Source organism: Pseudoduganella sp. RAF53_2, from assembly GCF_052113985.1.
In the GTDB taxonomy this organism is placed as follows: Bacteria; Pseudomonadota; Gammaproteobacteria; order Burkholderiales; family Burkholderiaceae_D; genus Rugamonas.
The window spans coordinates 1-16716 of sequence record NZ_JBFRDW010000042.1; the positions used below are offsets into that span (position 1 = coordinate 1).

Annotated in this window: 15 protein-coding genes and 1 pseudogene; 5 read left to right on the forward strand and 11 right to left on the reverse strand. The window is 61.7% G+C overall.

All coding sequences use genetic code 11. From position 1 onward, the window contains the following. The 4 genes and pseudogenes from AB4Z11_RS04460 to AB4Z11_RS04475 all read right to left on the reverse strand — a co-directional run. Nucleotides 1–394, reverse strand: a pseudogene (locus AB4Z11_RS04460) (hypothetical protein); the annotation flags it as partial. Nucleotide 395: 1 nt separating this feature from the next. Further along, nucleotides 396–1955 carry a DHA2 family efflux MFS transporter permease subunit gene (locus AB4Z11_RS04465; RefSeq protein ID WP_442023003.1) on the reverse strand — a complete coding sequence of 520 codons (1560 nt, stop codon included), beginning with the start codon at nucleotides 1953–1955 and terminating at the stop codon, nucleotides 396–398. A gap of 9 nt (nucleotides 1956–1964) precedes the next feature. Then, nucleotides 1965–3113 carry an HlyD family secretion protein gene (locus AB4Z11_RS04470; protein WP_442023004.1) on the reverse strand — a complete coding sequence of 383 codons (1149 nt, stop codon included), beginning with the start codon at nucleotides 3111–3113 and terminating at the stop codon, nucleotides 1965–1967. Nucleotides 3114–3130: 17 nt separating this feature from the next. Beyond that, nucleotides 3131–4576 (reverse strand): efflux transporter outer membrane subunit, encoded by a 1446-nt coding sequence (locus AB4Z11_RS04475; protein WP_442023005.1) that lies wholly within the window; start codon nucleotides 4574–4576, stop codon nucleotides 3131–3133. Nucleotides 4577–4792: 216 nt separating this feature from the next. Between AB4Z11_RS04475 and AB4Z11_RS04480 the strand changes: the two genes are divergently transcribed. Beyond that, the gene (locus AB4Z11_RS04480) at nucleotides 4793–6022 is read left to right on the forward strand and encodes a hypothetical protein (protein WP_442023006.1); all 1230 of its coding nucleotides are present in this window, start codon (nucleotides 4793–4795) and stop codon (nucleotides 6020–6022) included. A 3-nt stretch (nucleotides 6023–6025) separates the two neighbouring features. Next, the gene (locus AB4Z11_RS04485; protein WP_442023007.1) at nucleotides 6026–6769 is read left to right on the forward strand and encodes a hypothetical protein; all 744 of its coding nucleotides are present in this window, start codon (nucleotides 6026–6028) and stop codon (nucleotides 6767–6769) included. On the opposite strand, the gene AB4Z11_RS04490 is transcribed toward AB4Z11_RS04485, so the two are convergent. The 4 genes from AB4Z11_RS04490 to AB4Z11_RS04505 form a co-directional block, all read right to left on the reverse strand. Continuing rightward, nucleotides 6766–7737: a GlxA family transcriptional regulator gene (locus AB4Z11_RS04490; RefSeq protein ID WP_442023008.1), complete on the reverse strand. Its 972-nt coding sequence runs from the start codon at nucleotides 7735–7737 to the stop codon at nucleotides 6766–6768. The two genes, AB4Z11_RS04485 and AB4Z11_RS04490, sit on opposite strands and share 4 nt — an antisense overlap. Nucleotides 7738–7932: 195 nt before the next feature. Continuing rightward, complete coding sequence (pdxR, locus tag AB4Z11_RS04495; protein ID WP_442023009.1) at nucleotides 7933–9351, reverse strand: MocR-like pyridoxine biosynthesis transcription factor PdxR; 1419 nt, start codon at nucleotides 9349–9351, stop codon at nucleotides 7933–7935. An 11-nt stretch (nucleotides 9352–9362) separates the two neighbouring features. Further along, on the reverse strand, nucleotides 9363–10340 hold the full coding sequence (locus tag AB4Z11_RS04500; protein ID WP_442023010.1) for a LysR family transcriptional regulator: 978 nt from the start codon (nucleotides 10338–10340) through the stop codon (nucleotides 9363–9365). Between the two features lie 121 nt (nucleotides 10341–10461). Further along, nucleotides 10462–11694 (reverse strand): alpha-hydroxy acid oxidase, encoded by a 1233-nt coding sequence (locus tag AB4Z11_RS04505; RefSeq protein WP_442023011.1) that lies wholly within the window; start codon nucleotides 11692–11694, stop codon nucleotides 10462–10464. A gap of 198 nt (nucleotides 11695–11892) precedes the next feature. On the opposite strand from AB4Z11_RS04505, the gene AB4Z11_RS04510 reads away from it, so the two are divergent. Then, nucleotides 11893–12420, forward strand: coding sequence for a hypothetical protein (locus AB4Z11_RS04510; RefSeq protein WP_442023012.1), 528 nt, complete (start codon nucleotides 11893–11895; stop codon nucleotides 12418–12420). Between the two features lie 26 nt (nucleotides 12421–12446). Further along, nucleotides 12447–12572, forward strand: a complete 126-nt coding sequence (locus AB4Z11_RS04515; protein ID WP_442023013.1) for a PEP-CTERM sorting domain-containing protein — start codon at nucleotides 12447–12449, stop codon at nucleotides 12570–12572. A 21-nt stretch (nucleotides 12573–12593) separates the two neighbouring features. Here AB4Z11_RS04515 and AB4Z11_RS04520 read toward each other — a convergent pair whose 3' ends face one another. After that, nucleotides 12594–13469 (reverse strand): amidohydrolase family protein, encoded by an 876-nt coding sequence (locus AB4Z11_RS04520; protein WP_442023014.1) that lies wholly within the window; start codon nucleotides 13467–13469, stop codon nucleotides 12594–12596. Nucleotides 13470–13582: 113 nt separating this feature from the next. On the opposite strand from AB4Z11_RS04520, the gene AB4Z11_RS04525 reads away from it, so the two are divergent. Continuing rightward, entirely contained in the window at nucleotides 13583–14506 is a 924-nt protein-coding gene (locus AB4Z11_RS04525; protein ID WP_442023015.1) for a LysR family transcriptional regulator, read from the forward strand. A 1-nt stretch (nucleotide 14507) separates the two neighbouring features. Here AB4Z11_RS04525 and AB4Z11_RS04530 read toward each other — a convergent pair whose 3' ends face one another. Together AB4Z11_RS04530 and dctA are read right to left on the reverse strand one after the other, a co-directional pair. Next, nucleotides 14508–15533, reverse strand: coding sequence for a porin (locus AB4Z11_RS04530; protein WP_442023016.1), 1026 nt, complete (start codon nucleotides 15531–15533; stop codon nucleotides 14508–14510). 62 nt (nucleotides 15534–15595) lie between these two features. Then, on the reverse strand, nucleotides 15596–16716 hold a 1121-nt coding region (gene dctA / locus AB4Z11_RS04535), incomplete at its 5' end, for a C4-dicarboxylate transporter DctA (protein WP_442023017.1).

Genomic DNA, 16716 nt, shown 5'->3' on the forward strand with positions numbered 1-16716 from the left:
CATCCGACTCGCGGCAAGTAAGTTCGGCGCGGCTCCAGCTGTTGTCGATGATCCGTTTTGCGTCCTCGCTCAAGTAGCTTTGGCCGCAGCTCAGCGCCGTGATCGCTGGCTTGAGCTCATCGAGCACGCAGTTCTGCAGCAGGTAACCGTGAATGCCGGATTGCAGGGCGCGCCGTATTTCGCCTTCTTTGTTGTAATGCGTGATGACCAGGATGCGGGCCTGATCGAATTCGCGGCGGCGTGTCAGGTCCAGACCTCGTTGATAGTCGGCGATCACGATGCCGGGCCCCTGTTCATCGTCGCGGCAAAGAATCACGCCGGCCAGGTTATCGCAAAGCGTGGCGAGGCCGATGTTGACGATCGGGTCGCTGTGTATCAGGCGTATTCGAGTCATATCAGTGTGCAGCGGAAGCTGCGTCGGACATTTGGCCACGCACTGGTTTGGTCAGCCAGATCAGCGGAATGATGGCGATGAAGATCACGCCGGAGATCCAGAACACATCGTCCAGTCCCAGCATCGCGGCCTGCGCTACGACGCTTCTTTCGAAGCTGGCATAGGCCTGTTGTGGATTCACATGCAGCGCGGTTTGCAGCTGTTGCAGGCTGTCGGTGAACAGGGGATTGTTGGCGTGCGCCTGGTCGATCAGCCGCGCGTGGTGCAGGATGGAGCGGTTATTCCACGCCGTGCTGGCGATGGCCGTGGCAGCTGCGCCGAAGAACACGCGCACGAAGTTCGACAAGCCGGCGGCGGCGGGGATCAGCTCCGCCGGAAGGCCAGACAGGATGATGGCTGTCAGTGGCACGAAGAACAGCGCCATCGGTATACCTTGCAGCAGCGTTGGCAAAATCAGCGTCCACAAATCCACATCAAGGAAGTAGTTCGAGCGCAGGAAGAACACGACGGCGAAGCCGACGAAGGCCGCCGTGCCGAGCACACGGGCATCCGACCGTGGCATGAGTTTGGCCATGACGGGCGCCAGCAGCACGGCGAAGACGCCCAGTGGCGCGGTGGCCATGCCTGCATCGACAGAGCGGTAACCCAGGTATTGCTGCATCCACTGCGGCAGCAGCACGAGGTTGGCGAAGAACACGCCGTATGCGACGGAGATCGCCACCGTCCCGCCAAGGAAGTTCCTGCCCATGAACAGGCGCAGATTGACGATGGGGTGCGCTTCGGTCAGTTCCCAGATCACGAAGAAGGTGAAACTCAGCGCGGCGAAGATGGCCAGGCCGACGATCAGCGGCGACTGAAACCAGTCCAGGTCCTTCCCCTTGTCGAGCATGATCTGTAGCGAGGCGRCCCAGGCCACCAATGAGGCCAGGCCCACGGTATCGAAAGGAAGCTTGCGCGAAGGCGTGTCGCGATCCTTGTAGATGGCCCAGGTCACGGCCGCGGCGAACAGGCCGACCGGCACATTGATGTAGAAGATCCACGACCAGGAATAGCGGTCCGTCATCCAGCCGCCGAGGGCAGGGCCGGCGATCGGGCCGACGGTCGCAGTCATCGACCACAGTGCCAGTGCCAATCCGCTCTTGGCCTTCGGATAGGAGCTAAGCAGGATGGCTTGCGACAGCGGGATCAAAGGCCCGGCGACCGCGCCTTGCAGCACGCGCGCCGCCAGCAGCACGGGCAAAGTCGGCGCCACGCCGCATAGCCAGGACGAAATTACAAACAGCAGAATGGCGGCGACAAACAGCTTGATCTGGCCCATGCGCTGCGTTAGCCAGCCGGTCAGCGGGATCGACACGGCGTTGGCCGCCGCGAACAGCGTAATCACCCAGGTGCCTTCGTCCACCGATACGCCGAGGTTACCCGAGATCGTGGGAATGGCCACGTTGGCGATGGACGAATCCAGCACGTTCATGAAGGTGGCGAGCGCCACTGCGAAAGTGGCCAGCACCAGCCTGCCGCCTGTCAATGGCGGCGGGTTCCCTGGTTTGATGGGAGTGTCCATGAGGGCTCCTTAATGCACGCTCTGGTTGCCTGCAATGATGGCGGCAATTTCCGCGTCAGCTTCCTTGCCGTAGTTGTCGAACACGGACGTCTGGAAGCTGGTGCGCGCCGCAGCGAGCTGGGAGCCATTGCGGTCATGCGTGTCGACTTCCACTGCCATCGACAGGCCGATGCGCAGTGGATGATCTTTCAGCTCTTTCGGATCGAGCGCGATGCGCACCGGAAGGCGCTGTACCACTTTGATCCAGTTGCCGGTMGCRTTCTGCGCCGGCAGTACCGCAAACGCGCTGCCCGTACCGGCCGAGAAGCCGATGATCTTGCCGTGATAGTCAACGTCTTTGCCATACAATTCCGCGTGCAGGGTAACCGGCTGGCCGAGATGGACTGCCTTCAGCTGGCTCTCCTTGAAGTTGGCGTCCACCCAAACGCCATCGAGGGGAACGATCGCCATCAACGGCGTGCCTGCTGCCACGCGCTGGCCCAGTTGCACCGAGCGTTTGGCGACATAACCTGTCACAGGTGCCGGAACATTACTGCGCGCATAGGCCAGATAATCGGCGCGCAGACGGGCCGCAGCTGCCAGAACGCTGGGATGTTCGCCGATGTGCTGCTGCGTGGTTTGCGCGCGGTTGGCGGCAAGTTGCTGCTGCGCCGCAGCCAGCGCTGCCTTGCGTTCCCTGATGGCGTCGCGTGCGTGGCCAAGGTCTTCGGCCGACACTGCGCCTGCCATATCGGCTGACTGGCGGCGTTTCAGATCATCCTCGGCGCGCGCCAGTTCGGCCTGGCGCTGGGTGATCTGCGCGCTGAGCGTGCTGTTGTTGACGTACAGTGTGCTGACCTGCTGCACGGCTTGCGCCAATGCTGCTTTGGAGCGCTCCAGTTCAATGCGGGTATCGGCCGCGTCCAGCTTTACCATGCTGTCGCCGCTTTGAACGATCTGCGTATCATCGGCAAAGATGCCCACGACGGTGCCGCCGATCTGGGAGTTCAACTGCACCAGATTGCCGTTGACGTAGGCGTCGTCCGTCTCTTCGAAATACTGGCTGTAGCTGAAGTAGTAGGCTGCCCAGGCGACAGTGGCGCAGACGGTTGCTGCGCCCAGGATGATCAGGGCGACGCGGCGTTTGGATTTAGGAGCGGTTTGGACTTGGTCGTTCATGATGTCATCTCTTGAAATTATTTTGCGGAGTTTTCGTTGTCGCCGAAGCCGCCACCCAGTGCGGCGGCGAGGCCGATTTGCTGATCGCGGCGGGCATTGCGCAGATTGGCCATGGTCTGTTCGGCGGCAATGACGTTAAGGCGTGCCTGCAGCTCGTTCTGCTGCGTGCTGAGTCCCGCCTTGTACTGGCTGGCGGCCAGCTGCCAGTTGCGCCGGGCGGCGTCGCTGGCGGATTGCGCATCGTTCAGTTGCACGTCGGTGCTGCGGATGCGTGCCACTTCGGTCGCCACCTCGGATAAGGCTGTAATCAGCGTTTGGTTATAGTTGGCCACGGCGTAATCGAAATCGGCGTAACGGCCCTTGAGCTGGGCGCGCAGGGCGCCGCTGTCGAAGATCGGCAAATGCACGGCAGGGGCGGCCGACAAGCTGCGGCTGGACGCGTTGAGGAAGCGGCCGAAGCCAAAGGAATCCAGGCCAACCGCGGCGCTCAGGTTCAGGTTGGGATAGAACTCCGCCTTGGCCACGGAGATGTCTTGCGTCCGGGCGTCGACAGACCAGCGCGCCATGGCGATATCGGGACGGCGCGATACCAGGTCCGCCGGCAGATTGTCGGGCAGACTGTCCTGTTGCGCGTTGCCTTCAGCGAGCGCAGGACGTGCGATGAGCAGGCCGCGATCGGGACCCGCACCCAGCAAGGCGGCCAGCTGGAAGCGCACGTCCGTGATTTTGCCATCCAGTGCCGCCAGCGAGGTCTGACTGCTGGCGATGGCGCGGTTGATGTTCTGTAGTTCGACTTCGGTTTCCAGACCGGCGCGGGTGCGCGCGGTGCTTAACTGGCGTAGTTGCTGGCGCTGTGCGATGTCGTCGGCCGCCAGGTCGCGCTGTTGATAAAGGCCGGCCAGCTCATTGTAGGTGTGGGCGATGGCAGTGCTCAGGGCCAGTTTTACCTTTTCTTTTTCTGCTTCGGCGTACAACAGGCGCGAAACAGACGCCCGCTCCGCCGCGCGGTGTCTATCCCACACGTCCAGTTCATGGGAAGCGCTCAGCAGCGCCTTGTTCTCGGTCTGGTAGGAACCTGCGACCGGCGGCGGCACCAATGCATTTGATGTGTAGCGTTGGCGCGTGACGCTGGCGTCCAGATTCACCTTGGCGCCGGCCGCAGCGTAAGTGCTGTCGCTATAGGCTGCTGCTGCGGCGACGCGCGCCTTGGCCTGATCCAGGGTGGGACTGTTCTTCAGTGCTTCGGCAATCAGGGCGGCCAGCTGCTGATCGCCGAAGCGGCTGGCCCAGTCGGCCGAGGGCCAGTGCCCATGCTCATCAGCCAATGCTTGAGATGCAGCGTAGTCTGCTGGCTGGGCGGTTTGAGCGCTGCTGCCGATGCCTTTATAGCTGACGCAACCCGGCAGGACGGCTGCCGTGGCCAGCGAGAGCAGGAGTGAAACGGCCTTTTTCTGAGTTCGCATGATCTGACTTAATCGGGTGAAGGAAACATGGCCGCCAGTGTAGAGCGGCGATCAACAAGGAGGTAGGCATGCAATAGGCCGCACGGTGGTGCATGGAACGCACCAATCGCATCGGTGCGGTGAAGTCAACACGATGGTGCTTCCCACATGCCTAGCGCTACGCGACAGCCATTCCTACAATTAATTCGTGGTCAATAACTTAATGAGGAGCTATTCATGCGTACTACTGTAATCACGCTGGCCTGCTGTCTGGCTGCGTCCAGCGCCGCCCATGCGGCCGATGTCAAATCCATTTCCCGCCTCGCTGCAGGACCGGATAATGTGCTGTTTGTCGCCGACTGGAAGGCGGCGAAGGTGCACGCGCTTACCCTGCCGGCTGCGCAGCAAAAGCCGAGCGGAACGCAATTCAACATTCTCGATCTCGAAGGACTGCTATCCAAACAGGTCGGCGGCGGAAAAATTACGGTTGAAGATATGGTTGTGCGTCCCGGCACGGCGGAAGCCTATGTCGCGATCAGCTATGGCGCTGCGAAGACACCCGCACTGTTTGTGGTCACGAGCGACAACAAGGCCCGCCGCATCGATCTGAAAGCGGCGAAAGCTACGTCGGTGGCGCTGCGCAATGCCAATACATCGGACTACAAAATCTGGAAAGAGACACCGCAGCGCAGCTTCACGGTGACCGACATGAAGTGGCGTAACGGCGAACTGTTCGTGGCGGGTCTTTCCAATCAGGACTTCGCTTCAACGCTGCGCCGGGTCAAATATCCATTCGGCGCCGATCAGTCGATCAGCTCTGTGGAGATTTATCACACGGGTCACAATCTGGTGGAAACCCGTGCACCGATTCGCGCGATGAGCTTTGCCAACTGGGGCGGCAAGTCCTATCTGGTGGCTGCCTACACCTGCACGCCCGTGGTCCTGATTCCGCTCGACGATCTGAAGGATGGCGCCCACATAAAGGGCAAGACGATCGCTGAGCTAGGCTATGGCAACACGCCAGCCGGCATGATCTCGTACTCCAAAACCGACAATGGCAAGACGGAGGATTACCTGCTGCTGGTGAATTTCGAGCGGGTGTCGAACATCATTCCGGTATCGCAGCTGGAAGCCGCCGATGCCCGTCCTGGTCTGGAAAAGCCTGTGCCATATGGCCAGATTGCCGGTCTGGATGTAGCGCAGRCCCCGCTGGTAGGCGCTCTGCGGCTCGATAATCTGGACGACAAGTCCTTCCTGCTGGTGCGCCGCTTCCTTGAGAAGGACACGCTGCAGCTGGTTTCCGTCAGCAAGGAGCTGAGCTTCCGCCTGAGTGACCACCTTTCGGAATACGCTTTCCCTGACTTCCGGTTCAAGGACAACGCCTTCCAGCTCCAGTATGTGAAACCTCGTCTGGATCAGATCATGAAGGATGAAGGCTTCCCTGATCTGGTCAAGGCATCGGAGTAAGCCATGCGCCTGCTACAGTGGATTGGCATCCTGGCGTTTGCGGTAGCCGCCAATGCGGCGCAGGCCGAAGCGCGCATCTTGCTGGTGCATCCGTCCGCGCCACAGATACCAGCCAATCTGCTGCGCATCTCCATCGAGTTTGCAGCACCGATTGAAGGACCGGTGCTGCCCAGGCTCGCTCTGATGCACGCGGACGGTGCTGCGATTCAGGAGCCGTTTCTGGAACAGGAACTCTGGTCGCCGGACGGCAGGATTCTGACGGTGCTGCTGCATCCGGGCCGCGTCAAGAGCGGCTTGAATGCGCACGATGAACTGGGGCCGATTCTGGCGGAGCAGGATGATGTGGTTCTGACGCTGGACGGGGCGCCTGTCCGGCAGTGGCACGTCGGCGCGGCCAAGACAGACGGGCCGGCAGCATCGGCCTGGAAGCTGTCGGCAGTGCACAGGGCATCCAGGCAAGTGCTTGTTGTGACACTGGATGGACCCATCGATGGCAGGGATGCGGGCTATCTGGCCATCGTCGATGGGCATGGCCGGCGAGTCGAAGGGCGTGCCGGGCTCCAACAAGGCGAGAGCGTCTGGACCTTTACGCCGCAGAAGCCGTGGCGCGCCGGGAAGTACCAACTTGTTGTACGCGGCACCCTRGAGGACGCCGCCGGCAATCGCCTGAACGGCCACTTCGAAACTTCCGCGGATATGCCGCGCGGCCCAGCGGCCGATGAAGCCGTGGCGTTCTCAGTCGACTAAGCGTCGCTGACTTCGCGCGTGAATCGCTTGCGGTATTCCGTAGGCGCGATACCGAGATTGCGCTGAAACGTCACGCGCATTCTCTCCTCATCGCCGAAACCGGTCGCACGGGCGATCTGGCCCATGCTGCGGCTGGAATCTTCCAGCATCCGCTGCGCTGCTTCGAGCCTGAATACCTCCACCGCCTTGGCGGGAGAGCGGCCGGTTTTCTCCTTGTAGACACGGGCGAAGTTACGCGTACTCATATTCGCCCGTTCAGCGAGATGTTCGACGGTCAGCGTCTGGCGGCCAAGGTTGTCGGCGATCCAGAGATGCAGATCGTCGAATGCCACGCTGTGCTGGGTTTGCGCTTGCAGCAGCATGCTGAATTGCGATTGGCCGCCCGGACGCTTCAGGAAGACGACCAGTTCTCTTGCCACTTCCAGCGCGATTTCGCGGCCGCAATCGGCTTCGATCAAGGCCAGCGCGAGATCGATCCCCGTTGCCACGCCGGCGGACGTCCAGATCTCGTCCTGTTGGACAAAGATCGCATCGGAGTCGACTTCAATGGCGGGATAGCATTCCCGGAGCACGTCGCACAAACTCCAGTGCGTGGTCGCGCGTTTCCCTTCCAGTAGTCCCGCCTTCGCCAGTAGAAACGCGCCGCTGCCAAGTGCCGCTGTGCGGCGCGCTATACCGTAAGATAGACGCAGCCATTCCACCAGTTCCGCCGACTGCTCCACTGAGGGAGCGATGTCCTGGCAGCCTGGGATAAAGATGGTGTCAGTCTCATTCACGGCGACATCGACCAGGGCCGAAGTGTGCAGCGCCACGCCTTCCAGCGCGGGCACCAGGCCCCCGCTTACGCTGGCAGTGCTGCACTCATAGCTCGCCAGTCCACGCTTCTTCAAACGTTGCGATGCCAGCCAGAATACGGTTTGCGGGCCGGCCAGGTCGAGCATCTGCATGCCGGAAAATGCGATAAACAAAATGTGCCGCTTCCTGTTGATCGAAACTGGCTTGATTTCCGGGGTGTCTACCATTTACGCTTGATTCTTCCACTACAAATTACGGCCTCAGTAGCTGGGGCCTGCCGGACGCAATAGTGCCATGAAGCGCGAATTGAAGTAGTCCAATGTCTGGGCCATGAATCGACTTTTCAGTTGATCCATCGGGGTGCCCGCTTATTCATCCATGATGCGTGCGATACGCTGCCCCAGTTCGGCCGCTTGTGCGGCGGAGCTGATATTCGTGAATCCCAGCAGAAGACCGCATTGGCCGGGCGAACCGGCGTACCACTCGGATAGTACCTGCGGCGCCATGCCGTCTCCGCGCATGCGGTCGGCCAGCGCTTTATCGCTGCCATCGGCAGTCAGCGCCAGAAGATGCATGCCGCCATGCTGCGGCGCGAACTGCAGCCGGTCGCCGAGGACACTGCTCAAACCATCAATGGCAAGCTGGTGCCGTTCGCCATACAGCTCGCGCATGCGCTGCACGTGGCGCGAGAAATACCCCTCCAGCATGAAATTGCTGACGATCGTTTGCGTGAGCACCGGACAGCCGGTCGCGATCACGCTGCAGGTATTCTCGAAGATGTCGACCAGTGCCGGTGGCACGACGACGTAGGCCAGACGGATGGAGGGGAACAGCACTTTGCTGAAGGTGCCGCAGTGGATCACGCGGCCCGCAGTACCGCAGCTGGCGAGCGCCGGCAAGGGACGGCTGACATAGCGGAATTCGCCGTCGTAATCGTCCTCGATCAGCCAGGCCTGCTTTTGCGCGGCCCAGTCCAGCAATGCGCGGCGCCGGCATGCGGACAGTGTGGCGCCCAGCGGCGACTGATGCGCGGGCGTGACGACGGCAGCACGCGCATCCGGCGCCAGCGACAGGCCAAACGGCACCGCCAGCCCTTCCTGGTCAACAGGAACCGGCACCGGCATCAGGCCGGCGCCGCGCAGCAAGGCAACCGTGGGTGGATAGGCCGGTTCTTCGATCCAGACCTGTTCGCCGGGCGCGAGGAGGGCGCGCATGACTAGTTCCATTGAGCTGCGATAGCCGGACGTGATGAAAACCTGCTCCGGTGCGCAGTCGATGCCGCGTCCGATCTTCAGATATCCTGCGATGGCGCTGCGCAGTTCGGGCGCGCCAAAGCACGATTCCTTGACCATATGATGCAGCTGCGTGGCGCGTGCCGCACGCGCAGCCAGCCGCGCCCAGGTCTTGCGCGGGAAGGCGTCCAGCGCAGGCAGCCCCATTTGAAAGGGTCTGGGTTTCGAGGCGCCGCCATCCATTTCACGCGGGGCGGGGCGCGTACGCACAGGCTGGCGCGTCTGCGCAGCGGAAGCCAGTCTGCCTGCAATCACGCAACCGCCCTGGCCGCGCGCTTCCACATAGCCCTCTGCGATCAGCAGCTTGTACGCCGTGGCGACAGTGCCGCGCGCGAGCCCGAGTTCCTGTGCCAGTGCGCGCGTGGCCGGCACCCGGTCGCCGGGCCGCAGCAGGCCGGTTTCGACAGCCTCGCGTACGCGCTGATGGATCTGCCGGTATAGCGGGATCGGGCTATTGCCATCGAGCGTAAGGTGCTCTTTAAATTGTAGATGCATGCGGACGGACGTTAATGCTGGGCGTGATGAAGGTCGCCCCAGTTATAGAGATCCATGGCGCGGATGGCCTGGGTCATGTAATCGACGAAGACCCTGATGCGGGCGGGCAGGTGATGGCGGCTCAGGAAGCAGATGAAGTGGCCGCGATCGTCCGGCGCATATTGGGCCAGGCACACCACCAGCTCGCCGGAGCGCAAATGATCGCTGATCTGGTAGCCCGCCAGCTGGGCCACACCTTCGCCGCGCAGCACGGCTTGCAGCACCAGGTCCGGATCGTTGAAACAATGCGATGCCTTGGGGGCCACTTTCTGCATATGCCCCTGGACCTTGAATTCCCATTCATAGATGCGGCCGGAGGCTAACCGCAAATTCACGCAGCGATGGTTCGCCAAATCCTCGATACATTGCGGAAGGCCGTACTGCCGGGCGTATTCCGGTGAGGCACAGATATGCATCTGCATCGGAACCAGTTGTTTGGCCACGACCTGGCCATCGTCAACCCGGCCATTGACGAAGGAAATGTCGATACGGTCCGAAACGAAATTGGCCTGTTTTTCATCCAGTATCAAATCCAGCGCGATATCGGGATACTGGTCGTAGAAGCCGCGCAGCAAGGGCGCCACGATCTTCCGGCCAAAGCCCGCCGTTGCGCTGATGCGTAGCTGTCCGCGTGGCGAGCAGCTACGCAGCGCCTGCATCTCTTCGACAGAGCGGATGATGCATTCGACGCCGGGCCGGCACGATTCATAGAACAGCTGCCCCTCGTCGGTCAGCGAGGTGCTGCGCGTGGTGCGCTGAAACAGGCGCGTATTGAGTTGCTCCTCCAGGCGCTGAACGCTGCGGCTGACCGCCGAGCGTCCGATGCCAAGCCGATGTGCGGCGCTGGCAAAGCTGCCTTCATGGACCACGGTAATGAATGCGATGACGCCAGCATAAGTCGTCGAAAAGCTCGCGGCGAGGGGATCGCTACTGTGTTGTTCAGGATTCATGTTCAGCGAGGCAGATAACACGGGGGACACGCTGAAATTGTAGGAGCGCTGATCCGGGAAAAAGTGCCAAATTTCCCGGATTTTATGCCAGCGCCATTAGGCATTTAGTGAGAGGGAGAGCTCATGCCTGAAGGCCGCTGATGACTGAGGCCGCGGTGATTTGCTTCAGACTGGTGGGGCCCGCCTGGCGCATGATGGTTTCGAACTCACGCTGTAGAATGGAGAGAACCGCTTCCACGCCGGGCTGGCCGAATGCGGCCAGGCCCCAGCAATAAGGCCGCCCGATACCGACAGCGGTAGCGCCCAGTGYCAGCGCCTTGTACACATCGGTGCCGCGCCGCACACCGCCATCAACCAGCACCGGCACCTTCCCGTCGACGGCCTTGACCACGGCGGGCAGGGCGCTGATGGTGGATTGCAGGCTTTCTTCGGCGCGTCCGCCGTGGTTGGAGACGATGATGCCGTCCACGCCGGCCCGCACCGCCTTCTCCGCATCTTCGGCCGTCATGATGCCCTTCAGGAGAATTTTCATTTTGGTGCTGTTACGGAGCTTGTTGACGAACTCCCAGGTCATGCCGGTGCCATACAGATTGGTGACCTTCGATACGTCAACGCCCTGGAACATGGGCTTGCGCGACACCTCATTGGCGAAGCCGCCGCCGTGGCAGGCGATGCAAGTGCGGTCGTCGTTGCGGCGCAGGCGGAACAGGGTTTGCGTATTGCGTCCACCCTGGCGATCCACGGTCAGCACCAGCGCCGGCGTGCCTGCTGCCTCGGCCTTCCTGATCAGGGCCATCGTCACGCCCCAGTCGTCGGTGGGATACAACTGAAGCCAGACCGGCGAGCCATGTTCCTTGCTGACGTCCGCGATCGCAGAATTGCCGACCGTCGACAGAATCATATGCATGCCCTTTTTGCGGGCCGCGCGTGCAACGGCTATTTCGGCGTCGGCGTGGAATGCACCCTGGCTGCTGACCGGGGAGAGGAAGATCGGACTGGCGTATTCCAGGCCGAACAAATGCATGCGCGTGTCGATCTTGCGCGCATCGATCAGGCGGCTAGCCTTGATGCGCACTTTGGCGTAGTCCTCGCTGTTGGCGCGCAGGGTGGCGTCGCCATCGACGCCGGTCGCCAGGTAGCCGTAGTGCGCCGGCGGCAGGGCCTTGCGGGCGGCGGGTTCGAAATCGAATACGTCCAATGCATCCTCGGGCGAGTCGATGATGTCGCCGATCTTCTTGGTTTGCGCGCGCAGTACATCGTAGCTCTGCGCCAGTGAGATCGAGGGAAGTGCGGCAAACAGCGGGCTGGAGGCCAGGTAGCGCAGCAATTGGCGGCGGGCGTCGATATGATTCATGTCCATGTCCTTTGATGGCGTTCAGATGAAGTGCAATCGATTCTAGGATTTGGACCGGGCGGCCGGTAGGCATGCGGCGGGCAGCACCATGGTGCATGGCGCACACCAATCATGGCCCAATGCGAAAAGCGGAATATGGCTCTAAAGTTGCCGCGCGAGTTGCCGCACAATGGGTGGACTCAACAACTCGGGCGTCCTATGGTCAACTCCATTTCTTCCAATCCGGCGGCGCATCCAGCCAACACCGCGCGCAAGCAGCCTTCCGTTTATCAGGCCCAGGCCGATTCAGCCAAGGCCGACGCCGATGCAGCCGCACTCGCCGCGCAGAATGCCGCCGGTGTCGCCAGTCTGGCGGCCAAAGGATTCACGCTGACCGTGCGCTCCTTCGCCGGTGACTACAAGGACAAGGTGCTGGCCGACGTCGACAAGGACCAGGACCATATGATCTCGGCCGCAGAACTGGGCAGCCAGGTGCAGGCCGGCGGCGGCAGCGCACAGGACACCGCGGCGCTGTATGCCGCCATGGACATGGACAAGGACGGCAAGGTGACCGCAAAAGAATTCGAAGACAGTCTCCCTGATCCATTCAGCAGCGCAGCCTTCATCAAACGATTGAACTCGCTGGTTGCCAAGGATTCGACCAAGCCTGCCGACGTGATGGCGCTGTACCGCGCGCAGGCCGACAGCGACAGTACGCCAGCCTTACTGGCGGGCCTGGCAAAATAACTTGTGCCGTAAATGTGAAAATTCACTTGGCTGACGTTGCCGAAGGCGCTGCAGCAGCCGTACCTGAGCCGGCCGCCATCGCGCTGATGGTCCCGGCCCTTGGCCTGCTTGGCGTCATGYCGCGTCGCCGCCAGCATGGTGCGGCACGATAAGCCCTTCGAGGGCAGACGGCCTTACAGTGGGTCGAAGCCGTAGAGCTGCGCCGGGTTGTCGACCAGGATCTGCTTCTGGATTTTCTCGTCGTGGGTGTAGGCGTAGAACAGGTTGWCCAATTCGCCGTCGTTCGGCATGTCCTTGGAAATGTTCGGATGGGGCCAGTCGGTGCCCCACAGCAGGCGTTCCGGCGCGGTGGCGATCAGTTGCTGCGCGAAAGGAATCGCGTCCGTGAAGGGGCGCTTGCCGGCGGATACACGCTCCGCGCCGCAGATCTTCACCCAGGCCAGCGGGTTCTCGCGCATCAGTTGCAGCAGTAGCTGGAAGGGACGCTGTTCCAGTCCCTGTTCGGCGCGCACGCGGCCCATGTGGTCGATCACGAAAGGCACGGTAATCTTGCGCAGCAGGTCCTGCTGTTCGGGGATGTTCTCCGCATCGAAGTGCAGCACGATGTGCCAGCCCAGAGGGGCGATGCGTTTTACCATCGTTTCGATCACCGACACGTCCGGCACGCCGCCCAGGTGCTTCACGAAATTGAAGCGGATGCCGCGAATACCGCCTGCATGCAGGTCGGCCAGCGCATTGTCTGTAATGTCCGCATTCACATTCGCCACGCCGCGATAGGCGCCGTTGCTGGACTTGATGGCGTCCAGGGTGACGGTGTTGTCGGTGCCGTGGCAGCTGGCGTGCACGATCACGGCGCGCGAAACGCCGAGGCGGTCATGCAGCGCGCGCAGCGCCTCTACCGGCGCATCCGGCGGCGTATAACTGCGGTCGGGCGCGTAAGGGAATCTGGACGCAGGGCCGAACACATGGCAGTGCGCATCGCAGGCACCGGGCGGCATGCGGTAGGCCGGTTTGACGGGGTTCGGATCGGGGGGCAGGCAAGTTTTCATAAGGCGTTTTGAGTAAAGATGATTCTGTGAGGCTGATTGTGCCCACCATGCCGACTCGTTACAATGGCAATACCTCACTAGCTAATATGCGATTTCTGCATAGCTGAACCGCCATGAATCTCGACCAGCTCGAAGCCTTTGTCCACGTCGCTGAATTGAACAGCTTTACCCGCGCATCGGCCATTCTGGGCCGCACGCAGCCCGCGCTGAGCCGGCTGGTGCGCCAGCTGGAAGTGGACCTGCGCCAGAACCTCTTGCGCCGCAACGGCCGCGGCGTGGTGCTGACGGAAGCGGGCAGGGTGCTGCTGGAGCACAGCAAGGGCATCCTGCATCAGGTGGATAGCGCGCGGAATGCGCTGAACAATTTGCAGGGATCGCTGGACGGGCATTTCCGCATTGGCCTGGCGCCTAGCGTGGCACGCTTTGCCACGCTGGCGCTGGTGCATGGCTTCCGCGAGCAATTCCCGCAAGCCAGCATTACCGTGTCCGAAGGGCTGTCCAGCAATCTGGCGGAATGGCTGGCGATGGGCAGGATCGATGCCGCCATCATGTACGACACCGGTGAAACCGCGCTGGTCGACAAGCGCGTGCTGTTCACGGAAGAGATCTTTCTGATCAGCCGCCGCGACGCCAAGGTGCCGTCTTCCATCACGCTGGCAGAGCTGCATAAATATCCCCTGATTATTCCGGGCCGCACGCACGCGATCCGCACCCTGGTGGAGATGTATGCGGCGGAGCGCGGCGTGCAGCTGAATATCGCGCTGGAAATCGACGCCGTGCCGCCGTTGCTGGATCTGGTGGACGAGGGCTTCGGCCACGCCGCGCTGGCCTTGAACGCGATCCTGGCCGACCCGCGCAAGGACCGCTTCCGCTGCACACGCATCACCGATCCTGTGATTCAGGGGCGTATGGCGATCGCCACCAGCAACCAGCACCCGATGTCGCGGCTGGCCACGCGCGCGGTGGCCATGCTGGAGAGCGAAATCATGCCGCTGTATGAAGCGCGCCAGAAAAATATCGACGCTTACCTGGGCTGAATCAGAACAGGTGGCGGATGCCGACGGCGTAGCTGTTGCCCTTCACGCGGCCATCGATATGGTCGTACAGATAGGTGGCATAGATATCGGTACGCTTTGACAGATAGTGGTCGTAACCGAGGCCGCCAGTATTGTGGGCGCCGGTGTGGACGGCCGGATTGTCCACCGTGGTGCGAGCCCACGAGGCGAGGATCGATCCCGTTGCGGTGACCGGCACGGAAGTGCCCAGTTGCCAGGTGCGCGAAGTGACGTTGGTGATATTGTTGTCGGTGTGCTGCGCCGAAGCGTACAGCTTGGCCCAGCCCGCGTTGTAAGCCACGCCGGCCAGGTAAGCGTCCTGACTGGTCGATGGCGCCACGGCTGCCGTGCGATCGCGCTGGGCCGAGAACACTGCGGTCAGCGCACCGTTCACGTAGCGGAAATGCAGGCCCGCGTTATAGACCTTGTTGTTGCCGGCTACTTCGCCCGGCGCATACACCACGGTCGTGCTCAAGCCGCCCACGGTTGGCGCCACGTACTGGATCACGTTGTTCCATACGGTGTCGCCGATGACGGTGTTGCTGAAGGACRCCACATAGCYTTGCACCACCAGCGGCGAGAACACCACGGAAGAACCGAAGGGATTCACCATCTGCATCGACACGTAATAAGGCGAGGTGTGTCGGCCAAAAGTCAGCTGGCCATAAGCGCCGGAGAGGCCTACCCAGCCGCTGCGTGAAAAGCCGGTCGGGTCAGCGGCACTGCGGCCTGCGCCGCCGGTATCGGGCTGGAAGAATTGTTCGAGCTGGAAGACTGCTTTCATGCCGCCGCCCAGATCTTCACTGCCACGTACGCCCCACCAGGACGTGGTCAAGCCGCCGGAGCCGACGACGGCAGTGCGTGCCACGCTGTCGCTGCGTTTGATGCTGCCGGCATAGCTGCCGATCAGACCATAGATTTCTACGCCGTCCGCTGCATAGGCATAGCTGGTACTTGCAAGAAAAAGGGCAACGAGGCAGCAAGCTGCCGCGCGTTGTGGGCTGCGCATAGTGAAGTCTCCGGGTTGAATGCCGACGGACTCTGGTGGTCCGTCTGGCAGGGGGAAGGGAATTATTCGCGGTTAAGTACGCGGTGCATTTGTTCGRTGTCCAGCGCCTTTTCCCATTTCGAGATGACAATGGTGGCGACCGCATTGCCAATCAGGTTGGTCGGCGTCAGGCCTTCGGACAGCAAGCGGTGCACGCCGAGGATCAGGGCCACGCTCGCGACCGGAATCGAGCCGACCGTCGACAAGGTGGCGGCAAGCACCACGAAGGCAGCGCCGGCGACACCAGCGGCGCCCTTGGATGTCAGCAGCAGAACGCTGAGCAGCACGATTTGCTGGGTCAGGTCCAGCGGAGTGTTGGTGGCTTGCGCCAGGAACACGGTCACTGCCGACAGGTAGAGACAGGTGCCATCCAGGTTGAAAGAGTAGCCGGTCGGGATGATCAGGCCGACGACGCTGGGTTTGCAGCCCAGCTGCTCCATCTTGGTCAGCATGCGCGGCAGCACGCTTTCCGAGGAAGTGGTGGCCAGGCAGACCAGGATTTCTTCGCGCAGATAGCGCATCAGCTTGAAGAGGCTGAATCCACACATGCGGGCGATCGGGCCGAGGATGGCGAAGATGAAGATCAGGCAGGTCACGTAAAAGCAGATCAGCAGATTGCCCAGAGAGAGCAGGGCAGTCGCGCCGTATTTGCCGACCGTGAAAGCGATGGCGCCAAAAGCACCCAGCGGCGCCGCCCACATCACAATGCCGACCATGCCGTACAGGACTTTGGAGAAGCCTTCCAGTACGTCGATCACCGGCTTGCCGATTGGACCGACACGCACCAGGGCGCAGCCCAGCAGCACCGATACCAGCAGCACTTGCAGGATGTGTCCTTCCGACAGCGATCCCACCATCGTCGAAGGAATGATATTCATGATGAAGGGGATGATGCCCGCCTCATGGCCCTGGGCCACGTAATTCTTGATGGAGGCCGTATCCAGATTGGATGCGTTGACGTTCATGCCCACGCCCGGCTGCCACAGATTGACCACCACCAGGCCAACCACCAGCGCAATCGTGGTCATCACTTCAAAATACAGCAGGCCTTTGATGGCGACGCGGCCGACGCGGGACATATCGTCCATCTTGGCGATGCCCAGTACCACCGTGCATAAGATGATCGGCGCAATCAGCATGCGAA